Raw genomic sequence first — 23991 nt, 5'->3', positions numbered from 1 at the left:
GCGGTCCCTTCCGGGCGGGGATCAGGCGCCCACGACGGGACCCGCCGGACCGGCCGTCCGCACGCGCCTGATCATCAGCGCCATCAGGGCGGCCGTCGCGCACAGCGCCCCGGCGGCGTACCAGACGAGGTTGTACGACCCGGTCACGTCCCGTACCACCCCGCCGAGGAACGCCACCAGGGCGGCGCCCACCTGGTGCGAGGCCAGGACCCAGCCGAAGACGATCGCGCTGTCCTCGCCGTACTGCTCCCGGCATAGGGCCATGGTCGGCGGGACCGTGGCGACCCAGTCCAGGCCGTAGAACACGATGAAGAAGACCATGGGCGGATGCACCGCCGGAGCCATCAGCACCGGCAGGAACAGCAGCGAGACACCGCGCAGGGCGTAGTAGACGGCCAACAGTCTGCGGGCGTCGAAGCGGTCCGTGAGCCAGCCGCTGAAGATCGTGCCGATGATGTCGAAGACGCCGATGACGGCCAGCAGCGAGGCCGCCGCGGTGATCTCCATGCCGTGGTCGTGGGCCGAGGGCACGAAGTGGGTGCGGATCAGGCCGTTCGTGGAGGCCCCGCAGATCGCGAACGAACCCGCCAGCAGCCAGAACGGGCCGGTGCGGGCCGCGTCGAACAGGACGCGCACGGTGCGGCTCGCAGCGCCCTTCGCGGGGGCCGGCTTCTCCGCGTACGCGCCCCCGTACGGGGCGAGGCCCATGTCGGCCGGGTGGTCGCGCATCAGGAACCAGACGAAGGGGACCACGACGAGCGCCGCCAGCGCGACCGTCACCGAAGCCGGCTTCCAGCCGTGCCGGTCGACGATCCAGGCGCACAGCGGCAGGAAGACCAGCTGGCCGGAGGCCCCCGCCGCGGTCAGGATCCCGGTGACCAGTCCGCGCCGGGCGACGAACCAGCGGTTGGTGACGGTCACGGAGAACGCCATCGCCATCGAGCCGGTGCCCAGGCCGACGAGCACGCCCCAGTACAGCATCAGCTGCCAGGCCGCCGTCATCCACACACTCGCGAGCGCCCCGGCCGCGACCGCGCTGAGCGCGACGACCACGACCCGGCGGATGCCGAACCGGTCCATCAGGGCCGCTGCGAACGGCGCGGTCAGCCCGTACAGCGCCATGTCGAGGGAGACGGCGAGACCGATCTCGCCGTACGACCACTTGAAGTCGTCGTTGAGGGGCTCGATGAGGAGTCCGGGAAGGGAGTTGAAGGCCGCGCCGCCGATGATCGTCACGAAGGTGACGGCGGCGACGATCCACGCGCGGTGGATCCGCGGGCGGAAGGGGCGTCGAGGAGCGCTCTCGACCGTCGCACTGTCGGTTGTCCGGTTCACGCCACTCAGCATCCGGCCGGGGACCGCACCGGGACGAGTGGCCGGGAGGACACCCTTCGCAGGGATCGGGCCACGCGGCTCAGGACCTCACGGGGAGGCGGCGGAGCGCGAGACGGCTGTGAACCACCCAGGCCGGCGCGGCCCCCACCGCGTACCAGAGCAGGTCCGGGGCGTTGAACGTGGAGCCGAGCACCAACCGCGCCACCGTGCTCTGCCGTGCCAACTCGGCCGGTACGCCCGTGAGCTGCGCCAGTTCCACCGCCCAGCTCACCGCCAGGGCGATGCCCGCGGCGGCCGACGGCCGGACCCGGGGCGCGAGGAGGACCACCAGGGTGTGGACCAGCACGGTGTAGAGGGCGTCGCCCGCGTACTTGGCCGCGTCCCCGCCGGCCGCCGCCCTGACGCCGAGGCCCGCGGCCACGGTCACCAGTGCCGCCGCCGCAGCCGTGGCGCGGACGACGGGTGCCGGGGGGCCGGCTGAGCTGACGGTCGGCATGTCGTTCATGGCCGGTACTTTTATCAGGCTCAGGCCCGTCGCACTCAATCCGTGGGAGAACAGGAGTCCGCATGCGCCACCGCATCGTCGTCCTCGCCCTCGACGGGGTGATCCCCTTCGAGCTGGGCATCCCGCAACGGATCTTCGGTGGCGCCCGGAACGTCGGGACGTCCGTCACGGGCGAGGCGCTGTACGACGTCGTGACCTGCTCCGTGCGACCACCGGGCCGCATCCGCACCGACGCCGACTTCAGCATCGTGGTCGGGCACGGGCCCGAAGCGCTCGCCACCGCCGACACCGTCGTCGTCCCGGCTTCGTACGAGCTCGGCCCCGTCCACGAGGAGGGCCGGCTCACCGGCGAACTGGCCGCCGCACTCGCGCACATCCGACCGGGGACCCGGATGGTCTCGATCTGTACGGGCGGCTACGTCCTCGCCGCTGCCGGATATCTGGACGGGCGCCCGGCCACCACCCACTGGGCCTCGGCGGACCACTTCCAGCGGCTCTTCCCGGAGGTCCGCGTCGACCCGGACGTCCTGTTCGTCGACGACGGGGACGTACTGACATCGGCCGGTGTGGCCGCGGGGATCGATCTCTGCCTGCACATCGTGCGCCGGGACCACGGCACCGCCGTCGCCAACGACGTCGCCCGCCGCACCGTCGTCCCCCCGCACCGTGACGGCGGTCAGGCGCAGTTCATCCGGCGCCCGCTGCCCGAGGCGGGGCTCGCCACGACGACGGCCGCACGGGCCTGGGCGCTCGGCCGGCTCGAACAGCCGATCCTGCTGCGCGACATGGCGGACCGGGAGTCGATGAGCGTGCGCACCTTCACCCGTCGCTTCCGTGAGGAGGCCGGCATCAGCCCTGGACAGTGGCTCGTGCAGCAGAGGGTGGAGCGGGCACGGCAGCTCCTGGAGTCCACGGACCTGTCGATCGACCAGGTGGCGCGGGACGCGGGCTTCGGTACGGCCACGTCACTGCGGCAGCATGTGCAGGCCGCGCTGGGGGTGTCGCCGACGGTCTACCGGCGGACGTTCCGCTCGGCGGTCGCCGGGCGCTGAGGGGGCTTGGGAAGAAGGCCACGGGGGCGGCTCGGAGCAGGTCGGTCCACCCGGGCACTCTCGGAGAGCAGGTCGGTCCACCCGGGCACGGTCGATCCGCCCGGAGAACAGGCCCGTCCGTTCAGAGACAGGCCCGGTCGCCCGGCTGCTCCTGGATCACCGGGATCATCACCGGCCCGCTGCGGTCGACCTCGCACCAGATCCGCTTGCCGGCGCCCTCCGGCTGCCAGCCCCAGCGGTCGGCCAGGCCGTCCACCAGCTCAAGACCACGACCGCCGGTGTCCTCACCCGCGGCGTGACGCGGCTGGGGCGGACGGCAGCTGGTGTCGGCCACCTCGACCCGCACCGTCCCGGCCGAACCCGCCGGATTCGCCGAGCCGAACAGCATCCGCAGCACGGCCGGACAGCCGGTGTGGACGACCGCGTTGGTGACGAGCTCCGAGATCAGCAGGATGAGCGTCTCCGCGAGGGGCTCGTCGTCCCCCATCCCGGACCCGGCCAGGCGCGACCGCGCCCATCTGCGGGCCCGTCCCACCTCCGAGGGATCCGGCCCGACCTCCAGCTGAACCTGAAGCACCTGCACCGCTCACACCATCCGAACCGGCGGACACATCGCCTCGCGCCTCCTCAGGGTCACGGAACGTGACTCCCCTGTGAGACAGCATGGTTGACGTACAGTCACCGCAACAAGCGCTTCGGGCATATTCCAGCGCGAAGGAGTACGCGTGGTCCATACTGTGCGACGCGTGCTGCGGAGAGTCGAACAGAAGCGCACCGGCATCCCGGGGACCGAGTCCCCGGCGGACCGGCCGCAGCTCCGTGGCTTGCGAGCAGGGCACCGTGCACCGTCCGGGGCGACCCCGTGGGGCGCACCCGGATTCTCCGGTTCCAGTACCACTCGCATCCAACGGAGCGTACCCGAGCGACGAGCCTCGACTCCGCCCGGTGACAAGTGACCGGGGGCACGCACCCCGCTCGCGGATGCGTTGCGTCACCCACGGCACACGGTCCGTACGCCCCCGGTCAGCCACGACCGCCCCGCGCTCCGGACCGGGAGCGGCCGGGACCGGGCCGCGGCTGGGCACGAACTGCTCACGCCGTTCGGCGTGTTGACGTACGTCCGCCGCATCCCGGCCCGGTCACGGCCCTCACGCCCCGGGCCCGGTCACGGTGGCTGCGCGTCGGGCCCGGTCACGTCGGCTACGCGTCGGGTTCGATCACCGTGAAGTACGCGGAGAACGCGGCGACCGCCTCCGTCTCGGCGATCCGGCCGTCCTGATCGGTGTCCAGGCTCCGGGCCGCGACGCTCGCGATGTCGTCCGCGGCGCCCAGCACCCGCAGGGCGCGCTCCACGGCGGCGACCGGGGCGGACGCGGGTGCGGAACCCTCGGGATCCGTGCCGGCCGCGACGGCGATCGCCGCGCGCAGGAAGGGGCGCGCGATCTCCGCGAAGCGCTCGGGGCTGTCGCGCAACCGCTTCACGGCTCCGCCGACGAACTCCTCCCGGTTGACCCGCTGGTCCCCGTCCACGTCGGCGATGCCGGCCATGCCCTGCCAGAAGGCCTCGGCACCCGTGTAGAGCGACTGGCCCCGGTCGCAGCGGGCCGTCGTACCGAACTCGGCGAGCAGACGGGCCGCGGCTGCGTTGAAATCGGCGCGATCGATGTAGCCGTTGCCGTCCTGGTCGAAGGCGGCGAAGCGGTGCGCGATCTTGCGCTCGTACTCTGCGCTGTCCATGCGGGGAGCGTACGACGCCGGACGGCGTCACGTGTCACCAACTCCCATCAGTGAGGTGACAACCTCGCTGCGGACCGGCGTGTCACGCGGTGAGCGGCTGGGATTCGTCGTCGGTCGCCGCGTCGGCGTCGGGGTAGACGTCGAACAGCCGGCGGACGCCCAGCGCGCCGAGCACCTTGTTGACGTGCGAGCCGTCGACCGCGCCCCGGGCCGGGAGGATCAGCCGCAGGCGCCCGCCGCAGGACTTCATCAGACGGCGGGAGGCGATCAGGACGCCGACGCCGCTGGAGTCGCAGAACAGGACGCCCGAGAGGTCGAGGACGACGTCGTGCTGCCCCGCGGCCACCGCCCCGTGGACGGACTGGCGCACGACGGGTGAGCTCACGAGATCGAGCTCGCCGTGGATCCGCAGCACCGTCCACGCGTCCTGCTCCGTCTCGTACACGTTCAACGTCACGCGACTCGGCCTCTCGTTCCGGGGCTCCGGAGGATCCGGAATTTTCCGTTCCTCCTCGCGGCTGCCCGCGTACCCGCCCGCGAAACACCCTTCCGCTCCCCGGCCCGGCACAGGATTCATCCAGAAATGATCACTTCAGGATCGTTTACGCGATCAGGAAAGGGCAAGGGGTGAAGCGTTCTCTATCATTCAGCGCCGCTCGAGGGACGTACTTGCCGGAAAGGTACGTGCCCCGACTGTGCCGCCGACTACATTCGACGTGACGAGAGGTACAGGGCTGGGGGCTGGATGGCGAAGGACGCACCACCGCGCTGGGACCGCCGGATGCAGCAGCGGCTGTCGCGCGGCGAGGCGGCGGCGCTCGGTGAGCTCTACGACCGGTTCGCCGCCCTCGTGCACAGCCAGGCCCACCGCATGCTCGACGACGAGGACGCGGCGGACCAGGTGACGCGCGAGGTCTTCGGCTACGTCTGGGAGAACCCGGACGCGTACGACCCCAAGCACGGCTCGATGCGCTCCTGGGTGGCGCGGCTCACCCATCGCCGGTCCGTGCAGCGCCTCCGCGGGGCGCACGGCGAGGCGGAGGGGCCCGGCGCCGACGCACGGGCCGAGGAGCTGGAGCACCGGGTGCTGAAGGCCACCGCCGCCGCCCGCGCCGACTACATCGTCGCCTCCATGCCCGCCCCGCTGCGCGCCGCCCTCGAGCTCGCGTACGTCCAGCGCCGGGACTACCGGCAGGCGGCGGCCGACCTCGGCGTGACCGGGGACGAGGCCAGGCGCCGGCTGCGCCTCGGGCTCCAGCTGCTCTCCACCGCGAACACCCGGCTGCCGGCGGACTCGGCCCCTCCCGGCTACGGACCGACAGGGTGAGCGGGGGCCGACGCGGCGAGGGCCGCGAGGGGGAACAGCCGGTCGAGCGGCGCATACCGGGGCCCCGGGCGGCCGCGGACGACCAGGAGCAGCTGCCCCCGGCCTTCGCCCCGGGAGGCTCTCAGCCGCCGGAGCCCCCGGTCCCTCCCCCGCCGCCCGGACCTCCGGGTCCGCCCGCCCCGCCGCTCCCGCACAAGGTGCTCAAGTCCCTCCTCGGCGCCTGGGCCCTGGCCGCCTGCTCCGCGGAGGAGACCGCGGCGGTCGAGGACCACCTCACCGGGTGCGCGCCCTGTGCCGACGAGGCGCTACGGCTGCGCGACGCCGTGGGGCTGCTGCACGCCGACGGCACCCTGGACCTGGACCCGATGCTCCGGTCCCGGGTCCTGGAGGGCTGTCTGGGCCGCCGCCCTGCGCGCATCCCCGTCCCGTCCTGGGCCGCGCCGTACGATGCCGAGACCGCCCGGCTCGACGCCCTGCTGCGGGACATCGGCGACTCGGAGTGGCACGCGCCGGTGCGGCTGAAGTGGTTCGAGGGCGACCGGCAGGTGAACCGCAAGACGACGGTCGCCGGGGTCATCGGCCACCTCATGGCAGTCGACGGCCTGGTGTCCGGAGCGCTCGGCCTGGACGACCCGCTCGGCAAGGGCGACGGGGCCCCGACGACGCCGACCGAGCGCACCGAGTCGTACTGGGCGGCCGCTCTCCGGCCGCCCACCCGGACCGTGCGGGAGCCCTGGCGTGACCAGAGCCACTCCCTCGTCCGCACGGTGTCGTTCGCCGGCCGCGGCGTCGCGGAGCTCTCCGTGCCGTACGGGGGCTTCGCCCTCCCGCTGCAGGACTCGCTCCTGGAGCGGGCCTTCGAGTGCTGGATCCACGGCGGTGACATCGCGGACGCGGTGGACTACCCCTACGAGCCGCCGGCCGCCGCCCATCTGCACCGGATGATCGACCTGGCCGCCCGGCTGCTCCCCGGCATCCTCGCCGAGCGGCGCCGCGCGGGGCTGGCCTCACCGGCCCGCCACCTGGTCACCGCGGGGTCACCGGGCCGCTCCCTCCACCTGGAGGTCGAGGGCCGTGGCGGCGGCGACTGGTACATCGCCCTGGACTCGCCGGCCGCCCTCGGCTCCTCCGCCCACACGGTCGCGCAGGTCGCGCTCGACGGCGTGGAGTTCTGCCGGCTCGTCGCCGGCCACGTACCGCCGGTCGAGGCCGCGGCGGGACAGGAGGGCGACCGCGAGGCGATCCGCGACGTCCTCTTCGCCGCGGCGTCCCTCAGCCGGCTCTGAGCGACCGCGCGTCGGCCGGAACGGGATCGCCGACGGGCGTGCTCACGTGTCGGCCACGGCCGTCGGGACCGCCCCGGGCTCAGTCGAAGACGACCGTGCGGCGGCCGTTGAGCAGGATGCGGCGCTCCGAGTGCCACTTGACGGCGCGGGCCAGCGCCTGGCACTCGACGTCGCGCCCGACGGCCACGAGCTGGTCCGGCGTGACACCGTGCCCGACACGCTCGACCTCCTGCTCGATGATCGGCCCCTCGTCGAGGTCGGCGGTCACGTAGTGCGCCGTCGCACCGATCAGCTTCACACCGCGCGCGTGTGCCTGGTGGTAGGGCTTCGCACCCTTGAAGCTCGGCAGGAAGGAGTGGTGGATGTTGATGATCCGGCCGCTCAGCTGCTTGCAGAGGTCGTCGGAGAGGACCTGCATGTACCGCGCCAGGACCACGAGTTCGACGTTCTCCCCGCGGACCAGCTCCAGCAACTGCGCCTCGGCCTCGGCCTTGTTCTCCCTGTTCACGGGGATGTGCCGGAAGGGCACTCCGTACGAGGCGACGAGCTCGGCGAAGTCCGTGTGGTTGGAGACGACGGCCACGATCTCGACGGGCAGCGCGCCCGTGCGGGAGCGGAACAGCAGGTCGTTGAGGCAGTGCCCGAACTTGCTGACCATCAGCACGATCCGCATCCGGTCGCTCACCCGGTGGATCTGCCAGTCCATCCGGAAGGCGTCCCCGATCGCGGCGAAGCTGGCGCGCAGCTTGTCCACGGTGACCGTGGTGTCCGCCGAGAAGTGGACGCGCATGAAGAAGAGACCGGTGTCGTGGTCGCCGAACTGCTGGCTGTCCTCGATGTTGCAGCCGGTCATGAAGAGGTAGCTCGACACGGCGTGCACGATGCCCTGCTTGTCGGGGCAGGAGAGCGTGAGGACGTACTGCTCGGCGGGGGCGTCCGAGGCAGCGGATACGGATTCGGCGGGCGGCTGCGCGGTCATCCCCGTAGGGTGCCACACCGCCCGCGGGTCACGCCGATCTGGTCATGATGCGGAGCACGTCCAGGGAACGCGGCGGGGTGTCGGGATCCTCGCCGTCGTTGGTGGCGAGCATCACATGGGCCTCGCGGGAGGCCACCACGGCCTCCTGCCAGCCCGGGTGCTCCAGGTAGGCGGAGACGGGGGCGTCGGCGCCTATCTGGTGCATGATGCGCAGCACCCGCAGGGCGGCGACGTCCACGAGGGCGGCCTCGGCCGAGTCGCGGAAGATCGTTCCCACGTACTTCTCGGCGGACCAGTTGTCCAGCCAGGTGTCCTCGACCAGGCGGTACACGGCGTCGGTGATGTCGCCGTACCCCTCCCGGCCGGCGAGCCAGCACTCGTGGTGGAAGACGGGGTCGGAGAGCATGTGCAGCGCCGAGCGCACGTTGCTGCGCCAGCGCCACCAGGGCATGTCGTTGAGCGGCATGCCGCCCATGGTGGAGGAGCGACGGCCGCGACGGGAAGTGTTCTCCGAACCTTGCTGCACGGTTGCCGATCGTACGTTCCCTCCCGGGGGCCATGCACGGGCCCCCGTAATTCACTTCCGCGTCACCGTGCGTTGACCACGGCACACCGGGGCGTTACCCGTGCACCGCAAAAGTTCATGCCCATGACCGGATGGCGACGCCCCACCTCCCCCCGCCCCTGCAAAGTCCTCACATCTGTGGCGGCCGGGGCACTGCTGATGTCCGGCTGCGGGGTGATCCCCGGGATCTCGGGGGACTCCAGGGAGCCCGTGACCGTCATGACGTGGGCTCCCGACACCACGGGCGCCGACTCCGTGAACATGGCGGGCATGCCGGCCATGGCGAGGACCTACGCCCGCTGGATCAACGAGAAGGGCGGCATCGACGGCCACGAGCTGCGGGTGCTCACCTGCAACGAGCAGGACACCGCGGCCGGGGCCTCGAAGTGCGCACGCCGGGCGGCCGACGAGGACGTGGCGGCGGTCGTCGGTTCGTACAGCAGGTACGGACGGGCCTTCCTGGCTCCGCTTGAGGCGGCCGGCATCCCGTACATCGGCGGGTACGGCGCGTCCGCCGACGAGTTCACCAGCTATCTCTCCTACCCGGTCAACGGCGGGCAGCCGGCGCTCGTCGCGGGCAACGGCGAGCAGCTGGCCGCCGGCTGCGAGCGGGTGTCGCTGGTGCGGCCCGACACCCTGGTCGGCGACACCATGCCAGGTCTCCTGGACGCGAGCCTCGGCCGGAGCGACCGCGCCGCCTCCTACGACATCAGCGCGGCCGAGGGGGCCACGTCGTACGACTCCGAGGCGGCCAAGGCCCTCGACCACGCGGGCGGCGGCTGTGTGACCGCGGTGCTGGGGCAGGGCACGGAGACGTTCTTCGACTCCTTCCGGCGCCTGGAGCCCGAGGGCAGCGAGGTGCGGATCTCGTCCGTGCTCGGCAGCGTCGGCCAGGGCCTCATCGACCGTACGGGCGGGCCGCACAGCCCCTTCGAGGGGGCACTCGTCACCGGTTGGTACCCGGCGTCCGGCGACGCCCGCTGGAACGAGATGCGCGAGGTGATCCGGACGTACGCGTTCGGGGACAACCGGATCGATCCCGCGGACACGGGCGTGCAGACGACCTGGATCGCGTACACGGCGCTCAGGGCCGTCATCGAGGCGATGGACCAGCCCGACATCGCGGCGGGCGGGATCTCCGTGAGCCTCAACCGCGGCACCGAGGTGGACACCGGCGGCCTCACCCCGACCCTGCGCTGGCGCTTCCAGGACATGGTGGGCACGGCCGCCTACGGACGCATCGTCAACGGGCGGGTGACGTTCCAGGTGGTCCGCGACGGACGCCTCACCGCCGAGCGGAAGGGCTTCGTGGATGTCACCGAGACCCTGGTGAACGCCCCCACCGGCGGCTGACACCCGCGCGAGGCTCCGGCCCGCGGTGAGGACACCGGGGCCGGAGGCCGTCGCGTCAGAGCTGCGTCGGGGCGCGCTCGGTCAGCCCGTACTTCTGCGCGATGGAGTTCCACAGCCCCGAAGCCTTGCGCTTCTGGATGGTGGCGTCGCTGCTCGACACACCGGCCTTGTTCGTCGCGTCGGTCGAGCGGGCCTTGCCGCCCTTGCAGACCTTCTTGTCGTTCTGGGCCTGCTCGGCCCACGCGGCGTAGTGGTCGTCGGCCTCGGCCGACGCCTGCCACGCCTTGGTCAGCGACGTCTTCAGCTCGGCGTTCGCGGGGAGTTGGTCGACGCTGAGCGTCTCGAGCCGGGTCACCAGGCCGCGGCGCTGCTGGGCGGCGCCCTTCAGGTCGGTGGCCGCCTGGTCGAGCGCCCGGCAGCTCTTGATCTTCTCCACGGCGCCGATCACCGCAGCACGGCTGTTGTTGCTGTCGGCGAGCAGCTTGTCGAGCTCCTCGGCCTGGGGCTTCGCCGGGTCGGCCGCCTGCGTGGAGGGCTCGCCCCCCGACGAACTCTGCGCGGACACAGGCTGCTTGCCGTCCGACGGGCTGTCGTCGCCCCCGCTCATCAGGGCACCCGCGCCCAGACCGATGACGGCGCAGCCGATGACGACAGCCGCGATGAGCGGGACCGCCGCGGAGCGCTTGCGCGGAGCGCCGTCCTGGCCGGGCTCCTGGCCGCCGTGCCCGCCGTATCCGTCGTGGGGGCCCTGGGGGCCCGACGGGAAGGGCTGGCCGCCCTGCGGCGGCTGACGGTCGCCCGGCCCGCCCTGGTGCGGCTGCTGGGGCTGCTGCTGCCGGGGGTCGAAGCGGGGCATCTGCTGCGTGGAGCCCGCGGGCTCCTCGTTGCGGAAGAGGCTGTCGAACTCCGCGGGCGGCTGCCGGTCGCCCGGGGCTCCGGGCCGGATGCCGTACGGGGCACCACCGGGCACCGGGGGTATGAACTGGGTCGCGTCGGCGTCGGACGGCTGTCCGGCGGCGGCGTTCTGCCCCATGTACTGCGTGGGGTCCGCCGCGCGCTCGGGAGGCGGACCGCCGGGCAGGGGGCCGCCGGGGACGGGCGCGATGTACTGCGTGGCGTCGGCGTCCCCGCCCTGGCCCGCGGCCGGGCCCGTGGGGCCGGCCTCGGGCGGCAGCGGCTGCGCGTACGCCTGGGGCAGCTGCTGGTACGCGCCCTGGGGCTGCTGCTGGTACGCGTCCTGGGGCTGCTGCTGGTAGGTGTCCTGCGGCTGCTGCGGGTACCCGTACTGCTGCTGCTGGTACTGCCCGTGCTGCTGGTACATGTCCTGCTGGTGCTGCTCCGGTGGCAGCCGGCCGGGTGGCGGGCCGTCCTGGTGCGGGGCCTGCGGCCCCCAGGGCCGGTCCCACGGCTGCCCGCCCGCGGGGGCGGCGTGGTCCTGCTGCCCGCCCGCCGGGCTCCCCGTGTTCCAGGGGGAACCACCCTCCGCGGGCAGCACGACACCTTCGTGCGCGGGCCGTACAGCGGGAAGCTGCGGCTCGTCGCCCTGTCCGCTCTGCGTCACCGGGACTCCTACGTGTGAACCTATGGAATCGTCGGCTCACGCTACCGGGTGGCCGCAGCCCGGCGCCAAGCGCCCGAGGGCGCTCACCACCCCTTCACACCGCGGGTAACACCTGAGGCACCCAAGGCGCTGTTCATGGGCGCCCGCCGAAAGGGCCGGTCAGGCGGCCTGGAGCTCCAGCCTGGCGCCGAACTCACGGACCGCCGGCTCGTTCGCGTACGGCTCGAACCGCTGCTGGAGGTCGTCGAGATATTCGGCACCCCTGCTGGAGCGCACCGTCCCCAGGAGCTCCACCGCCCGCAGCCCGGTGTGGCAGGCCTGCTCCACCTCGCGCTGCTGCACCTGCGCCGTGGCCAGCAGCACCAGGCCGATCCCCCGGCGCCGGGTCCGGGACTCCGGGAGGGCCGCCAGGGCCTCCTTCGCCCGCCTGGCCGCCGGGCCGCCCTGCCCCAGGTCCCGGTGGCAGTGCGCCAGCTCGTCGGCGAGGTAGGCCGCGTCGAAGTGGGCGATCCAGGCGGGGTCGTCGCCCGTCCCCGGATCGGCCTGGTCCAGCGCCGCGAGAGCCCTGCCGGCCGCCGTCTGACAGGCCCGGGCATCGCCCATCAGCGCGTGGCCCCGGGCCTCCGCCGCGTAGAACATCGCCTCCGCCCGCGGGGTCACCCGTCCCCGCGCGCCCTCCTGCGCGGCCCGCGCCAGCTGGGCGATCTCGCGGGGATTGCCGAGCTGCGCCGCGAGATGGCTCATCGACGCGGCCAGCACATAGCCCCCGTACGCCCGGTCACCCGCGGCCTGGGCCAGGCGCAGCGCCTGGATGTAGTACCGCTGGGCCAGTCCCGGCTGGCCGGTGTCGACGGCCATGTACCCGGCGAGCTCGGTGAGTCCGGCGACCGCGCCGAACAGCTCGCGGCCCACCGATTCGCGGTAGGACCCCGAAAGGAGCCCGGACACCACGCTGTTGAGGTAGTGCACCAGGACGGGACGGACGTGACCGCTGCCGAAGCGGTGGTCCAGGTCGACGAGCGCGGCCGTCATCGCCCGCACCGCCGCCACGTCCGCCGTGCCGACCCTGCTCCCGGCCGTCCGCGCCACCTGCGGGTCGGCGCCCGTGATCAGCCAGTCACGGCTGGGCTCGACCAGGGCGGAGGCCGCCACCGCCGACCCGGACAGCAGGTCGCGGCGGCCCACGTCGCTGCGCCACAGCTCGCAGACCTGCTCGATGGCGCCGAGCACGGTGGGCGCGAACTGCAGGCCGACGCCGGACGCCAGGCTCTTGCCGTTGGCCATGCCGATCTCGTCGATCGTGACCGTGCGGCCGAGCTTGCGGCCGATCGCCTCGGCGATGATTCCCGGTGCCCTGCCGCGCGGCTGCTGCCCGCGGAGCCAGCGGGCCACGGACGTCTTGTCGTAGCGGAGGTCCAGCCCCCGCTCCGCCCCGACCATGTTGACCCGGCGCGCGAGACCGGCGTTGGAACACGCCGCCTCCTGGATGAGCGTCTGGAGCCGTTCGTTCGGCTGACGGGCGACGAGAGGCCTGGCTGCCATTTTTCCCCCTGAGACCGCAGTGATTCAGTGAAGCAATCACTGCCCGGCACGGCACGAGAAATGCGCATATTCATCTGTATCGGGTACGAGCGGTGGCGAGTTGGCGCAGTCGTGCAAGTGGTTACCCCCGCATCGGTGCACTCGCCCGCACGCGCCCCCGTCCGTGCCTCCGTGCGCCCCATATGCAGGATCGATCCGCCCCGAAGGGCGCACGCGCGCCCGTAACCCCAGGTGACGACGGGAGTTGAGAGGGCGTGGAAGAGCCCATCGGAGTGACGGAAGCCGCCCAGGTCCCCCAACAGCGAAGTGAACAGCTGCTCGAGGCCGCTGCCTGGTACGCCCAGGAGCGGCACTGGGACGTGTTCCCCGGCACCTGGCTCGAGGCGGTCGGGGGGAAGGAGCGCTGCTCGTGCGGCGAGGCCGCCTGCGGCGCCCCGGGAGCCCACCCCACCCGGCCGGACTGGGCCGGCCAGGCGACCGGCAGCGCCGCCGCGGCCCGCCGGATGTGGTCCCGGCAGCCCGGCTCCTCGGTCCTCCTGCCGGCCGGCCGGACCTTCGACGCCCTGGACGTGCCGGAGTCGGCCGGCTTCCTGGCCCTGGCCAGGATGGAGCGGATGGGCCTCACACTGGGCCCGGTGACCCGGACACCGGACCGCAGGATGCTGTTCTTCGCCCAGCCGGGCGCCGCGGCCAAGGCGCCCGAGCTCGTGCGCCAACTGGGCTGGGACGCCAGGGCGATCCGGCTGGTGGGACGCGGCGAGGGCGACTACGTGGCCGGGCCGCCGACCCGGCTGGCCGGACGCGGCGCGGTGCAGTGGGCACGCCGCCCCTCGCGCGCCAACCTGTGGCTGCCCGACGTGGACGAGCTGGTCGGCCCGCTCGCGTACGCCTGTGCCCGGGAAGCGGCCGACGCCAGGAGCCGTCTTTCGTAGGGTGGTCCCCACACGCGGGGATATCGAAAGGCAGTGCCATGCCGGACCAGGCGGACAGTGCGGGCGGGACCGACGTGGCGGGGGCGGCTCCGGCCCCACCACCGGCCGTCCGGGTGGAGGGACTGTGGAAGCGGTTCGGGGAGCAGGTCGCGGTCGGAGGGATCGACCTGGATCTGCCCGCGGGCAGGTTCATCGGCCTGGTGGGCCCCAACGGCGCGGGGAAGACCACCACGCTCTCGATGGTGACCGGGCTGCTCAGGCCTGACATGGGCCGGATCGAGGTCGGCGGCCACGACGTGTGGCGGGACCCGGTCGAGGTGAAGTCCCGGATCGGGGTGCTCCCGGAAGGGCTGCGGCTCTTCGAACGCCTCTCCGGCCGCGAACTCCTCGGCTACACCGGCCGGCTGCGCGGCCTGCCGGGCGCGGAGGTGGACAAGCGGGCCACCCAGCTCCTCGACGTCCTGGACCTCGCGGGGGCCCAGCACAAACTGGTCGTGGACTACTCGACCGGGATGCGCAAGAAGATCGGACTGGCGTCCGCGCTGCTGCACAATCCCGAAGTCCTTTTCCTCGACGAACCGTTCGAGGGCGTCGACCCGGTGTCCGCACAGACCATCCGGGGAGTGCTGGAGCGCTACACCCGCTCCGGCGCGACCGTCATCTTCTCCAGCCATGTGATGGAGCTCGTCGAGTCCCTCTGCGACTGGGTCGCCGTCATGGCGGCGGGACGGATCAGGGCCCAGGGCACGCTGGCCGAGGTGCGCGGCGAGGCGGCCACCCTCCAGGACGCCTTCCTCGAACTGGTCGGCGCGGGTGTCCGGGACACCGGGGAGTCCCTGGACTGGCTGGGCGGTGCCCGGTGACGGTGCTGGACGCTCCCGCGGGGACCGCCGTCCCGGCCGCAGGCGGTCAGCGCCTCGTCTCCGTCTTCGTACGGCTCAAGCTGACGCTGCTGCGCAACGGTCTGCGCCAGTCGTCCGGGCGGCGGGCCGCCTACATCGCGTCCCTCGTCGTCACCGTGCTGCTCGCGGCGGGCCAGGTCATCGGCCTGGTCGTGCTCCGCGGCCACGCGCAGGCGGACACGCTGGTGGTGCTGATGACCGCGGTGCTGGCGCTGGGATGGGCGGTGATGCCGCTGTTCTTCCCGAGCGGCGACGAGACCCTCGACCCGAGCAGGCTGGTGATGCTGCCCCTGAGGCCCCGTCCCCTGATCGGGGCGCTGCTGGTGGCCTCGCTGATCGGCATCGGGCCGCTCTTCACGCTCGCCCTGGCCCTCGGCTCGGTGATCGCGGTGGCGCACGGCGCGGTCGCGGTGGTGTTCGGGCTGGCGGCCGTGCCGCTGACCCTGCTGGTCTGCGTGGCGCTGGCCCGGTCGGTCGCCACGGCCAACATCCGGCTGCTGACCTCGCGCAAGGGCCGCGACCTCGCGGTGCTCAGCGGGCTGGTGATCGCGGTGGGCATCCAGTTCGTCAACTTCGCGGCCCAGAGCCTGGGCCGGGCCGGCGGACTGTCCGCGCTCGAACCCCTCGCGGACGTGGTGCGCTGGCTGCCCCCGGCCTCGGCCCTCGGGGCGGTGTCATCCGCCTCCGAGGGGGCGTACGGGGCGGCGCTCACGCAACTGCTGGTCTCGGCGCTCGCGCTGGCCGGCCTGCTGTGGCTGTGGCAGCGGAGCCTGGACAAGCTGATGACCTCGCCGGACGGCTCCACCATCGCCGCCGCCGAACCGTCCGCCGACCGGTCCGGCGCGGACCGCTCCGGGCTCCTCGCCCTGCTTCCCGAGGGCCGTACGGGCACGGTGATGCAGCGGAGCCTGCGGTACGTCGTGCGGGATCCGAAGACCAAGGCGTCCTGGGTGACGGCGCTGGCGATCGGCCTGATCGTGCCGGTGCTCAACGCGGTGCAGGGGACCGGGTCCGCCTACTTCGCCTGCTTCGCGGCCGGCATGCTCGGCATGCAGATGTACAACCAGTTCGGCCAGGACACCTCCGCCTTCTGGATGGTGGCGCTGTCGGTCTCCTCGGCCCGCGACGCCTATCTCGAACTGCGGGCGCGGGCGCTCGCACTGCTGCTGATCACCCTGCCGTACACGGTCCTGGTGACGGTGGTAACCGCGGCGGTGCTCGGGGACTGGGCGGCACTGCCGGGTGTCGTGGGCCTGTCGTTCGCCCTGCTCGGCGCGATGCTGGCGACGGGCGCGCTGGCGTCGGCGCTGTTCCCGTACTCGATCCCGCAGGACGGGGCGTTCAAGAACGTGGTGCCGGGGCAGGGCGGGCTCGCCTGGATCTCCATCCTCGGCGGCATGGTGGCGTCCGCGGTGCTCAGCGGGCCGGTGATCGCGCTGACGATCTGGCTGCACGCGGCGGACCGTCAGGACCAGCTGTGGCTGCTGCTGCCGCTGGGGGCGGTGTACGGGGCGTTCATCGGGTGGCTGGGTGTACGGCTGGCGGCACCGCGCACGGCGGACCGGCTCCCGGAGATCCTGGCCGCGGTAAGCAAGGGCTGACGGACGCCAGGGGCAGCCGGGGGCCCGGCGGGAGGGGAGCACCGGAGGCCGGGGCCCCGGCAGGACGAGGGCGCCCCTGAGCGGGGCCCTGCGGACCAGCACCCCGGACCGGGGCCCTGCGGGACGGGCGCCTGGACCGGGGCCTTCCGGATGAGGCGCCCCGGTTCAGGGGCTGACGGGTTGCCGGTCGTCCCGGAAGCCCTCGGCGAGCTGCTCCAGGAACGGCTCCACCGCCCTGCGCCAGGCCTCCGGCCGGTCGTAGTGGACGAGGTGGCCGGCGTCCTCCACCTCCGCGTACTGCCCGCGCGGCAGGACGCGGACCATCTCCTGGGCCTCGGCCCTGCCCAGCTCCCCCTCGATCCCGCGCAGGACCAGGGTGGGGCAGCGCACCTGTGCCAGCTCCTCCCAGTGGGCGTCGAAGACCCAGGTGGCCCGGGACGTCAGCATCTGCTCCTGGGAGAAGACGGGCCGCCAGCCGTCGGAGCTCTCGGCCATCACCTCGGCGAAGAACTCGCCGCGGGAGGGGTTGGGCCGCTCCACCCAGGGGTCGTCCTCGCCGAACCACTTCCGCACCTCGGCGAGTGTCGCGAAGGGGAGCGGCCAGGCGTTGAACCAGTCCTCCCACTCACGCTGCGAGGCCGCCCCGATGGCCGAGGCCCGCATGTCGCAGATGATCAGCGCCTTGACGAGATCGGGGCGCTTCGCGGCGAGCTGCCACGCCGTGAGCGCACCCATCGAGTGCCCGATGAGGGTGACGGGGGCGAGGCCGAGCTGTTCGATCACGGCCTCGGCGTCCGCGACGTAGGCGTCACGGGTGTACGGGCCGCCGTCCGGTTTCTCGCTCCGTCCGTGGCCGCGCTGGTCGAGACCGACCGGCCGGTGGCGCTCGGAGAGCCAGCGGGCGGTGGAGGCCCAGTGCGTGGCCCGGCCCATCAGCCCGTGGAGCATTAAGATCCCGGGGGCCTGCGCGGTCTCCGGACGCCCTTTGGGCGGATCGGCGAACTCCCAGGCCGCGAGGCCCACGCCGTCCGACCCGGTCACATCGATGCGCCGCACCATAGGTTCTGGCACCCCCTTCTGGTCCTCGATCACCGTGCGCTCACGCTCGCCAGACTATCGAACTCTTATTCGAATACCTGCTTCCGGCTCGCAACATCCCACGTTCGGGTGACAGCGGTTCAGGATTGACGACGGCCTCCCGGGGGAGATCTCCTCCGGGAAGCGGACCACTCGGGGACAGGGGTCCGCGGGGACTGACCTCGAGAGCTCGGGGCTCCAGGTCAGCGCAGGGGAGGTTCGGCCCCGGCACCTTCGGGCGCCGGGGCCGCCCCCTGATTCCGGAACACATGGGTCCACGCTCGCGGCGGCCCTCCGGCACCGCGCGGCAGGCGGGCGGGGAGGTGCGCGGGCCCGCCGGAGCGGCCGGGCGGCCGACGGCGGGGACCGCGCGACGGCTCAGGGGAGCGGGGCGCGGGCCGGCCGGTGCGATTCGAACAGGCCGCACGACCGGGCGGGCGCCGGGGAGCGCGAGGGCGCCGGGGCGCCCGGCAGTCACCTCACGGTGCACGTGCCAGTGCGACGGGCGCATTCCCTGCTCCCTCCCCGGACCGCGCGGCAGACGCTGCCGGCACCCTCAGGTCATATGCCTGGCCACAGCCTGGCACGCGTTTCGCCCGGGCGCTGCGATTCCGGGCGGAAAACAGAAAGCGGGCTTACCGGCTCACATCTGCACGTGCATCGGCACCGGCGCCTGCATCTGCGAGCAGGCCACCGGTCCCTGCGAACGCGCTGCTCAGCGCTTCGCGACGAAGACGTGCGAGGCGACCTCGGCGTTCAGTTCGGCCGCTTCCCCACTGGATCCGACCAGCACCCCGCCGGCCGACTCCGTCACGCTCACGACCGAACCGGGCTGCACGCCCGCGCGCCGCAGCGTGTACATCAGCTGCGCGTCGGTCTGGATCGGCTCACCGATCCGGCGCACCACCACGGTCTTGCCCTCCGCGCCCGGGTCGAGCTCGGACAGGCTCACCATGCCCTCGTCCAGGAACGGATCGGCCTCGGACTTCTCGCCCAGCTCCTCCAGACCCGGGATCGGGTTCCCGTACGGAGACTCCGTCGGGTGGCGCAGCAGCTCCAGCACCCGGCGCTCCACGGCCTCGCTCATCACGTGCTCCCAGCGGCACGCCTCGGCGTGGACCTGCTCCCACTCCAGGCCGATGACGTCGACGAGCAGACACTCGGCGAGCCGGTGCTTGCGCATCACCCGGGTCGCGAGGCGGCGCCCCTCCTCGGTCAGCTCCAGATGGCGGTCGCCCGCGACCTGGACCAGCCCGTCCCGCTCCATCCGCGCCACCGTCTGGCTGACCGTCGGACCACTCTGGTCCAGCCGTTCGGCGATACGGGCGCGCATGGGGACCACGCCTTCCTCTTCGAGCTCGAGGATGGTGCGGAGATACATCTCCGTTGTGTCGATCAGTCCGGACATACGTGCCCCTCGATGCTGTGACGTGAAGTCGTCGTGCGATGGCCCTCCACCAATTCTGACGCATAGCACCGGCAACCGTGCCCCGCCGTCGGGAGTCGGCGTCCGGGGCCGGTTCCGGGCACCCTTGACAGTCCACTGGTCCAGACCGCAACGTGATCCGCGACACGGGCACCGCACGGACCCGCTCCCCCGCCGGAAAGGCCTCCTCGATGAGCGACAGCAAGCTCGCCGGTCAGTTCTTCGACGCAGCGATCGGCCTGCTGGAGCGGGTGCGCGACGAGGAGTCCGGAGCAGTCGCGGCCGCGGGAGCCGCGATCGCCGACACCGTCGCCGCCGGCGGCAGGCTCTTCGCCTTCGGTGCCGGGCACTCCTCGCTCGCCGCACAGGACGTCGTCTACCGGGCGGGCGGGCTCGCCCTGATGAATCTGCTCGCCGTCCCCGGCACCGTGGGCGTCGACGTCATGCCGGCCACCCTCGGCTCCGCGCTGGAGCGGGTGGACGGTCTCGCCAGTGCCGTGCTCGACTCCAGCCCGGCCCGTTCGGGCGACCTCCTGGTGATCATCTCCCTCTCCGGGCGCAACGCGCTGCCCGTGGAGATGGCCCAGAACGCGCGAGCCCTCGGGCTGACGGTCGTCGGGGTCACCTCGGTCGCGTACACGACGGGCACCAGGTCCCGGCACGCCTCGGGCGGATTCCTCCGGGACCACTGCGACATCGTGCTCGACAGCAAGATCTCGATCGGTGACGCGGAGCTGACGGCGGAGGGCGTCGAAGCGCCGTTCGCACCCGCTTCGACGGTCGTCACCAGTGCGCTGATGCAGGCCATGATGGCCACCGCGGCGGAGGAGCTCGTCGCCCGGGGGATCGAGCCGCCGCTGCTGCGCTCGGGCAACGTCGACGGCGGGCACGAGTGGAACGGCCGCGTGATGCGCGAGTACGGCGACCGCATCTTCTACCGGCACTGACTCCTCCAACCGGCACCGAGCGGCACGGGCGGCCCGTCCCAGGCCCCGCCCAGGCCCCGCCCGGCCCCACCCGGCCCTCACGGGCCCCCTCAGGCCCCCGACCCGGCCGTCAGCCGGGCAAGATCGACCGCGGCGGCGACCCGGACCGCCACGCTCTCGGCGTACACCACGTCCGGGCGTTCGAACGCGCTGCGGTTCCCCGCCCGCAGGAACGTCACCACACCAAGCGTCCGCCCCCGGCTCCGCAGCACCGCGCACAGGGCGTGCACCGAGTCGCCGGGCCACTGGTGCTCCACCGCCCAGGCCCCGCCCGACCCGGCGGGCGCGGCGGAGCGGACGGACCCCGCACGCTCCACCGCCTGGAGTGCCGGGTGCCCCGGCGCGTACCGCACCGGGAGCGGGCCACCGGAGACCGGCAGGCAGGGGCCCGGCGCGTCGGACGGTGTGGCCGCGGCCCGTACGAGCCGCTCCCCCGCCGCCAGGTCCACCAGCAGGTCCACCACCGCGTGGTCGGCGAACCCCGCCAGGGCGTAGTCCAGCGACGTGGTCGCCGCCTCCATGGGGTCCTCGCACTCCGCCGCCTGGCGGGCGGCCCGGTGCAGTTGGTTCGCGCGGAAGCGCACCCGGTCGGCGTCCTGCTCCGCGAGCTTCGCCGCCGTGACGTCACGGAACAGCCACCCGACCCCCAGCGGAACCGGTTCCTCCGCCAGCGGCGACGCCAGCCTCAGGAACCCGCTACGCCAGCAGCGCCGCCGGTCGCCCTCGGAGGTCCGCAGAGTCACCCACAGCTCGGCAGGGGCGGGCGGAGCGCCCTCGGCGAGGACGTGCTGCAGCGCGCCCTCCAGGTCCTCGACGCCCTGCACGATCAGCTCGCCCAGCGGACGCCCCAGCAGCGTGGTACGCCCGCCGCCCAGCGCACGGGCGGCGTACGCGTTGACCACGGTCGGGCGCAGGTCGACGTCGACGGCGACCACACCCCAGGAAGCGTCCTCGAACAGGGCCTCGCTGAGCGCGATGGACCGCTCCAGATCGATCTGCGCGTGCACCTCGCTGAAGGCGCAGTAGACCCCGGCGGGCTTCCCGTCCTCGCCGCGGACCCCCGAGGACTGGGTCCGCACCAGGACGCGTCCGCCGTCCTTGCGGAGCAGGGCGAACTCGTGGACCTGCCGGCCCGGCGCGTCCATGACGGCCAGCAGCCGCCCCTGCACGTCACCCGCGTCCGCGCTCCGCACGGCCCATCCCGCGAATCCGCGGCGCCCGACCGCCTCCACGGCGCTCCAGCCGAGGATCCGTTCGGCCTCACGGTTCCAGTGGGTGATGGTGCCGTGCGCGTCGAAGGCGCAGAGCGCCGCGTCCATCCCGTCGAGCAGCGCGGCGAGAAGCCGGGAGCCCGGGATCGCCGCCGACGGTGCCCGTTCCGGGTCCTCGTCGGGGCCGATCGCGTCGGTGGTCCCGGTGCTCCTGGAAGCACTCACTCCGTACCTCCCGCAGGGCGTGTACCGCTTCGCTTTCCGCATTGCCGCACGTCAGACCATTGAACTCGAACGTGGGCCACCGCACAGCCACTTCCCGGAAATCCGGTGTCCACCGGTGGTCCCGTTAATTCGGTTGTGCGGCCGCGGGGAGGTTCCTAGGCTGTGCGTACACGTTGAAAGGAGGTGATCCGAAAAGTGCAGTCTTATCGGATTCGTGAGGTGGCTGCGGGCTGACAGCCCGTCGTCGCACACTGTGCACCTCGGCAGGCTGTCTGCCGAAAACCAAGCAGTCACCGACCCGCAGGCTCGCCGGTAAGTCCGGCCGGCTCCTCCGCAAGGAGGGACCAGAGCCTGCGGGTTCCTGCGTTCCGGGACACCGGCCGCGCCCTCAGGGGCAGAGCCGCTCCACACGCCACTCGGCCGCGGGGCTGTCCCGGACGAACCGCAGCCGGTCGTGCAGCCGGTTCTCGCGGCCCTGCCAGAACTCGACCGCGTCCGGCACGACCAGGAAGCCGCCCCACTGCGGCGGCGCCGGCACCTTCTCGCCCTCCGGGTAGCGGGCGGCCAGCTCGTCGTAGCGGTCGACCAGCTCCCGGCGGGAGCCGATCACCGCCGACTGCTCGCTGGCCCAGGCACCGAGCTGGGAGCCGTGCGGGCGGGTGCGGAAGTAGGCGACGGTCTCCTCCCGGGCCACCCGCGCCGCGGTACCGGTGACGATGACCTGGCGGGCGAGCGGGTGCCAGGGGAAGAGCAGCGAGACGTACGGGTTCTCCGTCAGCTCGCGGCCCTTGCGGGAGTCGTAGTTGGTGAAGAACACGAAGCCGCGGTCGTCGTACTGCTTCAGCAGCACCGTGCGCGAGGACGGCCGTCCCCGGGAGTCGGCCGTGGAGACCACCATCGCGTTCGGCTCGTGGAGCGCGCCGCCCCCCGCGACCTGGCGGAACCACTGGGCGAACTGGTCCATGGGGTTCGCGGCGAGGTCCTCCTCGACGAAGTCCTCGGAGCGGTACTGCTCGCGCATCGCGGCCGGATCGGTGGTCCAATCGGATGACGGGGCGCGGGAGGAGGCGGAAGCGGAGGACGAAGTGGCATCTGCTGTGGGCACGGGGCCATCCTGCCGCAGCGGGCCGGTGTCCCTTGCGGTAAGGGGCGGATCGCCGGTTCCGCGAGCCGACGGGCTGTGCCGGACGTCACCCTTCCCCGCACCGTGGTAACCCGCCAGTATCGTGGACAGGCCTTCGTGGCCGTCACAGAGCCGCCGAGCCGAGGGAGCCGCCCGATGTCCGACTTCGTACCCGGACTTGAAGGAGTCGTCGCGTTCGAGACGGAGATCGCCGAGCCCGACAAGGAAGGCGGATCGCTCCGTTACCGCGGCGTCGACATCGAGGACCTCGTCGGCCATGTGTCGTTCGGCAACGTCTGGGGTCTGCTGGTGGACGGGGCGTTCAACCCCGGCCTGCCGCCCGCCGAGCCGTTCCCGATTCCCGTGCACTCGGGCGACATCCGCGTCGACGTGCAGTCCGCGCTCGCCATGCTGGCGCCGGTGTGGGGTCTGAAGCCGCTGCTCGACATCGACGCGGAGACCGCGCGCAATGACCTGGCGCGGGCCGCGGTGATGGCCCTGTCGTACGTCGCCCAGTCGGCCCGCGGCCAGGGGCTTCCGATGGTCCCGCAGAGCGAGATCGACAAGGCGGAGTCCGTCGTGGAGCGGTTCATGATCCGCTGGCGCGGCGAGCCGGACCCGAAGCACGTCAAGGCCGTCGACGCCTACTGGACGTCGGCCGCCGAACACGGCATGAACGCCTCGACGTTCACCGCCCGCGTCATCGCCTCCACCGGCGCCGACGTCTCGGCGGCGCTGTCCGGTGCGGTGGGCGCCATGTCGGGCCCGCTGCACGGCGGCGCCCCGTCCCGGGTCCTCGGCATGATCGAGGAGATCGAGCGGACCGGCGACGCCACGGCGTACGTGAAGCAGGCCCTGGACAAGGGTGAGCGCCTGATGGGCTTCGGCCACCGCGTCTACCGCGCCGAGGACCCCCGCGCCCGGGTGCTGCGCCGCACGGCCCGTGAGCTGGCCGCCCCGCGCTTCGAGGTGGCGGAGGCGCTGGAGAAGGCCGCCCTGGAGGAGCTCCACGCCCGGCGCCCGGACCGTGTCCTGGCGACGAACGTCGAGTTCTGGGCGGCCATCGTGCTGGACTTCGCCGAGGTGCCGGCGCACATGTTCACGTCGATGTTCAGCTGTGCCCGTACGGCGGGCTGGTCGGCGCACATCCTGGAGCAGAAGCGCACCGGCCGCCTCGTGCGCCCCTCGGCGACGTACGTCGGCCCGGGCACGCGCGACCCCCGCGAGATCGCGGGCTACGACCAGCTCGCCGATCTGGGCAACTGA

General features: G+C 72.8%; 22 protein-coding genes. 9 read left to right on the top strand and 13 right to left on the bottom strand.

The features are described 5' to 3' along the window. Positions 1-21 precede the first annotated feature (21 nt). Together ACFUNE_RS13970 and ACFUNE_RS13965 are read right to left on the bottom strand one after the other, a co-directional pair. Complete coding sequence (locus tag ACFUNE_RS13970; RefSeq protein WP_383566151.1) at positions 22-1335, bottom strand: MFS transporter; 1314 nt, start codon at positions 1333-1335, stop codon at positions 22-24. A 79-nt stretch (positions 1336-1414) separates the two neighbouring features. Beyond that, entirely contained in the window at positions 1415-1831 is a 417-nt protein-coding gene (locus ACFUNE_RS13965; protein ID WP_383566744.1) for a DUF2809 domain-containing protein, read from the bottom strand. Between the two features lie 71 nt (positions 1832-1902). On the opposite strand from ACFUNE_RS13965, the gene ACFUNE_RS13960 reads away from it, so the two are divergent. After that, positions 1903-2892, top strand: coding sequence for a GlxA family transcriptional regulator (locus ACFUNE_RS13960; RefSeq protein ID WP_383566148.1), 990 nt, complete (start codon positions 1903-1905; stop codon positions 2890-2892). Positions 2893-3013: 121 nt separating this feature from the next. On the opposite strand, the gene ACFUNE_RS13955 is transcribed toward ACFUNE_RS13960, so the two are convergent. From ACFUNE_RS13955 to ACFUNE_RS13945, 3 genes are all read right to left on the bottom strand, one after another. After that, the gene (locus ACFUNE_RS13955; RefSeq protein ID WP_383566145.1) at positions 3014-3475 is read right to left on the bottom strand and encodes an ATP-binding protein; all 462 of its coding nucleotides are present in this window, start codon (positions 3473-3475) and stop codon (positions 3014-3016) included. A 617-nt stretch (positions 3476-4092) separates the two neighbouring features. Beyond that, entirely contained in the window at positions 4093-4629 is a 537-nt protein-coding gene (locus tag ACFUNE_RS13950) for an EF-hand domain-containing protein (RefSeq protein WP_383566142.1), read from the bottom strand. 82 nt (positions 4630-4711) lie between these two features. After that, positions 4712-5086 (bottom strand): STAS domain-containing protein, encoded by a 375-nt coding sequence (locus tag ACFUNE_RS13945; RefSeq protein WP_383566139.1) that lies wholly within the window; start codon positions 5084-5086, stop codon positions 4712-4714. 288 nt (positions 5087-5374) lie between these two features. On the opposite strand from ACFUNE_RS13945, the gene ACFUNE_RS13940 reads away from it, so the two are divergent. Together ACFUNE_RS13940 and ACFUNE_RS13935 are read left to right on the top strand one after the other, a co-directional pair. Next, on the top strand, positions 5375-5956 hold the full coding sequence (locus tag ACFUNE_RS13940) for an RNA polymerase sigma factor (RefSeq protein ID WP_383566136.1): 582 nt from the start codon (positions 5375-5377) through the stop codon (positions 5954-5956). Then, positions 5953-7242: a maleylpyruvate isomerase N-terminal domain-containing protein gene (locus ACFUNE_RS13935; protein ID WP_383566133.1), complete on the top strand. Its 1290-nt coding sequence runs from the start codon at positions 5953-5955 to the stop codon at positions 7240-7242. Before ACFUNE_RS13940 ends, ACFUNE_RS13935 begins: the two co-directional genes overlap by 4 nt. 79 nt (positions 7243-7321) lie before the next feature. Here ACFUNE_RS13935 and purU read toward each other — a convergent pair whose 3' ends face one another. Together purU and ACFUNE_RS13925 are read right to left on the bottom strand one after the other, a co-directional pair. Continuing rightward, positions 7322-8221 carry a formyltetrahydrofolate deformylase gene (purU, locus tag ACFUNE_RS13930; RefSeq protein ID WP_383566130.1) on the bottom strand — a complete coding sequence of 300 codons (900 nt, stop codon included), beginning with the start codon at positions 8219-8221 and terminating at the stop codon, positions 7322-7324. Between the two features lie 28 nt (positions 8222-8249). Continuing rightward, positions 8250-8696, bottom strand: a complete 447-nt coding sequence (locus tag ACFUNE_RS13925; protein WP_383566741.1) for a hypothetical protein — start codon at positions 8694-8696, stop codon at positions 8250-8252. A gap of 174 nt (positions 8697-8870) precedes the next feature. Between ACFUNE_RS13925 and ACFUNE_RS13920 the strand changes: the two genes are divergently transcribed. Continuing rightward, positions 8871-10139 carry an ABC transporter substrate-binding protein gene (locus tag ACFUNE_RS13920; RefSeq protein ID WP_383566127.1) on the top strand — a complete coding sequence of 423 codons (1269 nt, stop codon included), beginning with the start codon at positions 8871-8873 and terminating at the stop codon, positions 10137-10139. A gap of 55 nt (positions 10140-10194) precedes the next feature. Here the strand turns inward: ACFUNE_RS13920 and ACFUNE_RS13915 are convergent, their stop codons facing one another. Beyond that, complete coding sequence (locus ACFUNE_RS13915) at positions 10195-11700, bottom strand: hypothetical protein (RefSeq protein ID WP_383566124.1); 1506 nt, start codon at positions 11698-11700, stop codon at positions 10195-10197. A 159-nt stretch (positions 11701-11859) separates the two neighbouring features. Beyond that, positions 11860-13242, bottom strand: coding sequence for a transcriptional regulator (locus ACFUNE_RS13910; RefSeq protein WP_383566121.1), 1383 nt, complete (start codon positions 13240-13242; stop codon positions 11860-11862). 254 nt (positions 13243-13496) lie between these two features. On the opposite strand from ACFUNE_RS13910, the gene ACFUNE_RS13905 reads away from it, so the two are divergent. From ACFUNE_RS13905 to ACFUNE_RS13895, 3 genes are read left to right on the top strand one after another with little or no spacing between them, the layout of a single operon-like run. After that, on the top strand, positions 13497-14174 hold the full coding sequence (locus ACFUNE_RS13905) for a bifunctional DNA primase/polymerase (protein ID WP_383566118.1): 678 nt from the start codon (positions 13497-13499) through the stop codon (positions 14172-14174). A gap of 38 nt (positions 14175-14212) precedes the next feature. Then, positions 14213-15037 (top strand): ABC transporter ATP-binding protein, encoded by an 825-nt coding sequence (locus tag ACFUNE_RS13900; protein ID WP_383566115.1) that lies wholly within the window; start codon positions 14213-14215, stop codon positions 15035-15037. Then, on the top strand, positions 15034-16677 hold the full coding sequence (locus tag ACFUNE_RS13895; protein WP_383566112.1) for a transporter: 1644 nt from the start codon (positions 15034-15036) through the stop codon (positions 16675-16677). The genes ACFUNE_RS13900 and ACFUNE_RS13895 overlap by 4 nt, the downstream gene beginning before the upstream one ends. Positions 16678-16842: 165 nt before the next feature. Here ACFUNE_RS13895 and ACFUNE_RS13890 read toward each other — a convergent pair whose 3' ends face one another. Together ACFUNE_RS13890 and ACFUNE_RS13885 are read right to left on the bottom strand one after the other, a co-directional pair. Continuing rightward, complete coding sequence (locus ACFUNE_RS13890; RefSeq protein ID WP_383566738.1) at positions 16843-17736, bottom strand: alpha/beta fold hydrolase; 894 nt, start codon at positions 17734-17736, stop codon at positions 16843-16845. 733 nt (positions 17737-18469) lie between these two features. Next, positions 18470-19162: a metal-dependent transcriptional regulator gene (locus ACFUNE_RS13885; protein ID WP_383566109.1), complete on the bottom strand. Its 693-nt coding sequence runs from the start codon at positions 19160-19162 to the stop codon at positions 18470-18472. Between the two features lie 209 nt (positions 19163-19371). On the opposite strand from ACFUNE_RS13885, the gene ACFUNE_RS13880 reads away from it, so the two are divergent. Further along, positions 19372-20127 carry an SIS domain-containing protein gene (locus tag ACFUNE_RS13880; RefSeq protein WP_383566105.1) on the top strand — a complete coding sequence of 252 codons (756 nt, stop codon included), beginning with the start codon at positions 19372-19374 and terminating at the stop codon, positions 20125-20127. Positions 20128-20216: 89 nt separating this feature from the next. On the opposite strand, the gene ACFUNE_RS13875 is transcribed toward ACFUNE_RS13880, so the two are convergent. Beyond that, positions 20217-21602 carry a PAS domain-containing protein gene (locus ACFUNE_RS13875; protein ID WP_383566102.1) on the bottom strand — a complete coding sequence of 462 codons (1386 nt, stop codon included), beginning with the start codon at positions 21600-21602 and terminating at the stop codon, positions 20217-20219. A gap of 388 nt (positions 21603-21990) precedes the next feature. Continuing rightward, positions 21991-22623 carry a pyridoxamine 5'-phosphate oxidase gene (gene pdxH / locus ACFUNE_RS13870; protein WP_383566735.1) on the bottom strand — a complete coding sequence of 211 codons (633 nt, stop codon included), beginning with the start codon at positions 22621-22623 and terminating at the stop codon, positions 21991-21993. 258 nt (positions 22624-22881) lie between these two features. Between pdxH and ACFUNE_RS13865 the strand changes: the two genes are divergently transcribed. After that, positions 22882-23991 carry a citrate synthase 2 gene (locus tag ACFUNE_RS13865; RefSeq protein ID WP_383566099.1) on the top strand — a complete coding sequence of 370 codons (1110 nt, stop codon included), beginning with the start codon at positions 22882-22884 and terminating at the stop codon, positions 23989-23991.

The sequence above is a fragment of the Streptomyces sp. NPDC057287 genome, from assembly GCF_042667905.1.
Lineage (GTDB): Bacteria > Actinomycetota > Actinomycetes > Streptomycetales > Streptomycetaceae > Streptomyces.
The sequence above is the reverse complement of the archived record's forward strand: the minus strand, read 5'-3'. Positions and strand labels throughout refer to the sequence as shown.